The organism is Candidatus Frankia nodulisporulans, assembly GCF_902806475.1.
Classification (GTDB): Bacteria; Actinomycetota; Actinomycetes; order Frankiales; family Frankiaceae; genus Frankia; species Frankia umida.
The window spans coordinates 1-4,697 of the sequence record NZ_CADCWS010000296.1; the positions used below are offsets into that span (position 1 = coordinate 1).

The 4,697-nt window shown below is 73.3% G+C and carries 3 protein-coding genes and 1 pseudogene; 2 read left to right on the forward strand and 2 right to left on the reverse strand.

The features are described 5' to 3' along the window. Positions 1-397, forward strand: a pseudogene (locus G6R24_RS22810) (hypothetical protein); the annotation flags it as partial. Then, on the forward strand, positions 331-882 hold the full coding sequence (locus G6R24_RS22815) for a hypothetical protein (RefSeq protein WP_175084245.1): 552 nt from the start codon (positions 331-333) through the stop codon (positions 880-882). The pseudogene G6R24_RS22810 and the gene G6R24_RS22815, both read left to right, overlap by 67 nt. A 19-nt stretch (positions 883-901) precedes the next feature. Here G6R24_RS22815 and G6R24_RS18420 read toward each other — a convergent pair whose 3' ends face one another. After that, positions 902-2,548: a DMT family transporter gene (locus tag G6R24_RS18420; RefSeq protein ID WP_163550450.1), complete on the reverse strand. Its 1,647-nt coding sequence runs from the start codon at positions 2,546-2,548 to the stop codon at positions 902-904. Between the two features lie 294 nt (positions 2,549-2,842). Further along, the gene (locus tag G6R24_RS18425) at positions 2,843-4,516 is read right to left on the reverse strand and encodes a diguanylate cyclase (protein ID WP_163550451.1); all 1,674 of its coding nucleotides are present in this window, start codon (positions 4,514-4,516) and stop codon (positions 2,843-2,845) included. Between the last annotated feature and the right edge of the window lie 181 nt (positions 4,517-4,697).

Below are 4,697 nucleotides of genomic sequence, written 5' to 3' on the forward strand. Positions count from 1 at the left end.
CCCGGCCTCGCCGCTGTGGCCCCCGCCGCCACCGATATCCGCGATGCCCATGATGCCCACGGCGTCGGCGGTACCCGCGGTGCCGGTACCCGAGGAGCCACCGGCCACCGGCGAGGCCCAGGTACGGGTGCTCGGTGTGCCCACCGTGGAGGCCCCGGGCAGACCGCCGGTGGTGGATACGGAGCTGCTGACCGAGCTCATCGTGTATCTCGCGCTGCACCGTGAGGGCGCGAACGAACGCACCCTCACGCAGGAGATCTCCTTCACCGAGGTCGTACCGTCCCAGCCCGACCCCGCGGCCGTACCAGCCATGCTGGCCCGTGCCGGACGGTGGCTGGGCGTCGACGGGCCGGGACACCCCGCCTCGCCGCGGACGCCCAGGGACGCTGGCGGCTGAGCCCGGACGTGCGCTGTGACTGGGAGCTGTTCGTCGCCTACACCCACCGGGCCGCCCTGCCGGGCAGTGACACCGAGGCCGATCTGACCACGGCGTTGCGCATGGTGAGCGGCCCGCTGTGGACGAACCTTCCGGACGGGCGGTACCGGTGGGTCACCGCCGGTCCGATCGCGCGCGGCACCCGGGAGGGCGTCATCGACGTCGCGCATCGACTGGCCGGGCTCACCCTCGACTTCGGCGACACGATGACGGCGATGGCCGCCTGCCGGACCGGGCTACGCGCCGTGCCGACCGCTCAGGTGCTGTGGCGTGACCTGCTGCGGACGGTGGCTGCCCGCGGTGACCGTCGCACGCTCGAGGCGGTGGTCACCGAGATGTACCGGACGATCGGCACCGCCGGCACCCGACGCGGTGGATGGGCCGAAGCCGAGACGGACGGCCTCGTCCAGACCCTGCTTCCCGGTTACCGACGCGCCCGGCAGTGACCCGAGCCGCCATCGGGAATCAGGTGGCGGCGTCCTGGGCGAGGACCCGACGGGTGGCGCGGCGCAGACGTTCGGCCTGCCGGCGCAGTTCCTCAGCACGTGCGTCCAGGTCACGTCGGGCCGCGAGCAGGACGTCCAGCGCGATCCCGTCGTCTCCCAGGAGGCCGCGCTGTTCGCCGGGCCCGGGCCCGGCCCCGATCCCAGGCCCGGCGGACGTCTCGGCGGATACCGACCGTGGCCGCCCGGCGCCCTGCGTCGGCACCATGACCTCGTCGCCGCGATGCGGGCGGGCCAGCGGGGCCCGAGTCGTGTGGGCGGGCGACGTCGTCCCGACCGAGGGGGCACCGACGGGACGTCGACCAGTGGGCGTGCCCCGTCCTGTCGGGCCACCGGTACCCGCCACCGCGGCCGCGGCCGGGCCGGGTGTGCCACCGGTGGCGGTCAGCCTGCCGGTCATGTTCTGCGTGGGCCGTCCACTGGTGCGGATCGCCGGGCGGCCCGCGCTCGCCCGCGTCGCGCGGGTCCCTCGAGCTGGTCCGGCTGGTCGGGCCGCGGCGACGACTGTCCGGGCTCGGCGACCGGTGGGACGAAGCTGCTCCTCGAAGCGGTCCCGCTCGTCGGCGAGGCTCGCGAGTTCCTCTCCGATGCGGTCCAGGTCGCGGTTCAGCCGCCGACGCAGCCGGCGGACCGCCGGGCCGGTCGGTCCCACCGCCCGGCTGCGTCGCAGGTCATGCCGTAGCCGTTCCAGGTCGTGGTGGACCTGTTCCTCCAGCCGGGACAGCCGACCCTGCTCCTGTCGGGCGGCCAGGCGGGAGATCTGGCCGGTGATCAGTGGCGAGCGGGCCAGGGTCCGCACGCCCAGGGTCATCACCGCGAGGCCGAGAAGCTCCGCGGCCACGGCCCACGGCGTCAGCCGCAGACCACCGCCGAGCAGGCCCACGCCAAGGGCGACGCCGGCGAGCGGCTCCACGCTGACCGAGGCCGGCAGCGACGCCGGTAGCGGAGCCATCCCGTAGGCGCTCTGCGACAGCACCGCGCTGAGCACCGCGACGACCGCGACGACCCACGGAAACCAGGAGCGGGCCAGCCCGCCGATCCCACCGGAGGTCAACAGCTGCCCGGCTCCGCTGACCAGGGCGGCCTGCAACGCGGAGAGCAGACCCGCGGCGCCGGCGAGCAGGGGTGCGCGCCGCACCGCGGGCTGGGCGCGGGTACCCCAGGTCGCGGCGACCAGCACGACGCACGCGAAGGTGAGGGTGATGAGCCAGCCGGTGGAGGTGGCGTGTTGGATGTCCCCCGAATCGGGGCGGCCCGCGGCGATGAACACCGCGAGGCCGGCGGCCGTGGCCGCCGCGGCGGCCCAGTCCCGGCGGGGCACCACCCGGCGGGCGAGCAACGCGGCCAGCGGCAGGGCGAACAGGAGCTGGCAGATCTGCAGCGGTTCGACCAGTGCGACCGCGCCGCTGGTCAACGCGGCGGCGGAGAGCATGCTGCCCGCGCCGCCGATGGCGATGCCGAACACCCAGGCGGGCCGGCGCACCAGCCACCACAACAGCCGCAGCCGCAGGACGTCGCCCGGCGGCGCGCGGAAGGCCACCCGCTGCTGTAGTACGGCGGCGACGCCGAAACAGACCGCGGCGGAAAGGCCCAGCAGATAGGTGGCCACGCCTGCTCGATCCCATCCCGTAGGCCCGTAGGCGGTGATCGTCGCACCGCCTACGGCGGTGCGCCCCAGCCGCCCGCGGGCTGGTTGCCCCACAGGGTGTCATGTCTGCTGTCGGATGTTGGGCACTCAACGATCGTCTGTACCCAACTGGGCGTTAAGGACTTCCAGTGTCACATCCGACAGCGTTCTCCCCACAGGCGGGTCGACTTCCCGCCACATTCCACCCATGAGGAACCCACCGGAGGCCGGGGGGAGGTTCGGGGGCCGAGGGGAAGCGGGCGGAGGTCGGCGGGATCAGTCGCCGACGACGCGGTCGCGACCAGCGGCCTTGGCCGCGTACAGGGCCCGGTCGGCCCGGTCGAGCAGATCGGACAGGCGGTGGTCCCGTTCCTCGAGGCAGGCGACGCCGAGGCTCACGGTGACCGCCCGCGGTCCGTCATCGGACTCCAACCCGGCGCCGGCCACGGCCCGGCGCAGCCGTTCGGCCAGTGCCATCGCGTCCTGCGGGGTCGCGACGGTGACCACCGCGATCTCCTCACCGCCGATCCGGCCGACGATGTCACCCGAACGCAGCACAGCCTGGATGCAGGCGGCCACCCGCACGAGGACCAGGTCGCCGACCCGGTGGCCGTAGGTGTCGTTGACGCGTTTGAAACGGTCGATGTCGACCATGAACGTGGCCAGTGGCTGCCCGGAGGAGCGACATCGGTCGAACGTCTGCGCCGCGAGTTCGAGGAAACGGCGGCGGTTGGGCAGGCCGGTCAGCGGGTCACTGACCGCCAGCCGGGTGACCTCCTCGAACCGGCAGGCGGTGTCGCAGGCGAACGCGATCTCGGTCAGCAGGTCACGGCTGAGCCCCCGCTGCCCCGGGCCGCCGGGCAGGGCCAAGTCGCTCGCCACCACCAGCACGGTCTGGGACGAGGAGCAGGCCGGCGACGGCGCTCCCGGTGGTGCGGCGGCCACGATCCAACGGCGGATCAGGCGCTGCTGCCCGGGCAACGGTCGAATACCGGTGGGCATGCCGGCGAGCGGCCGCCTCGACATCCGCTCGGGGCCGGCCCGACCAAGGTCACCCTGGGCGGCGTGGTCGAGCATCATCGCCGTCTCCTCGGGCACGACGGCGCCGACCGCGCCCGGGGCGACGTCGCCGTCCACCGCGACGACGCGCAGCGGGGCGTCACCGACCCGGCGCATCGCCCACACCGCGTCGAAGGGAAACAGCCGCCTGGCGACATGCATGATCTGGGCGAGCAGGGAGCAGACGTCGGTCGAGGTCGCGGCCATCGACACCCGGTGCAGGTGTTCCCGCAGCGCGGATCGCCGCTGTTCGACCAGGGCCAGGGCGCGCTGCGCCGCCGGGTCGGTCTGGCTGCGCAGCGCCGCGAGATCGGCCTGGGCGGCGGCCGAGGTGGTCATCGCGAGCAGCAGCGGGCTGCTGTCCCGGGACGGGCAGGTGAAGTTGACGGCGCCGACGATCGCGCCCGAGACGGGGTCGCGGATGGGCGCGGCGGCGCAGGAGACCGCGTCCGCGCCTTCGACGTAGTGCTCGCCGCCGTCGACCATCACCGGACGGCCGATCGCCAGTGCGGTGCCGATCCCGTTGGTGCCGACGACGGACTCGGAGAAGTCGTACCCTTGGAGGAACGCGCCCTGATCCGTCAGCAGCCGGACGAACGTGGGGTCGCCGCCGAAGCGCAGCCGCAGCAGCGCGTCCGGGCCGGCCAGCGCGCTGATGAGGGCGACATCGGGTAGCCGGTCCAACATGGTGTGCAGCACGGGGCGGGCGGCGCGCTCGAGCAGACTGTCCGAGTCGACCTCGAGAAAGCGGACCACCGGGTCCTCCAACGGCACCGCCAGCTCACGCGCCCGCGCCCAGGACTGCCGGATGACATCCCGGACACCGACCGGCTCGACCGCGTCACCCTCGAAGAACTGCCTGCGCGCCCGTTCCAGCGCCACCTTGCCCACAGGAGAAGCGCCAGCCTCCTCGCGGACTGCCTCCGCTGGCGCCTGGCGATACATCATCGGGCGTGGCTTTCCCGCATATCTGACCGTCTTGATCCTTTCTTTCCCGACGCTCCCAGGCTAACCCGGGTTGCACGACCCGTCGTAACTGGTCAGGTCTCGTAGATCGTTTGTTTTTTGTTCC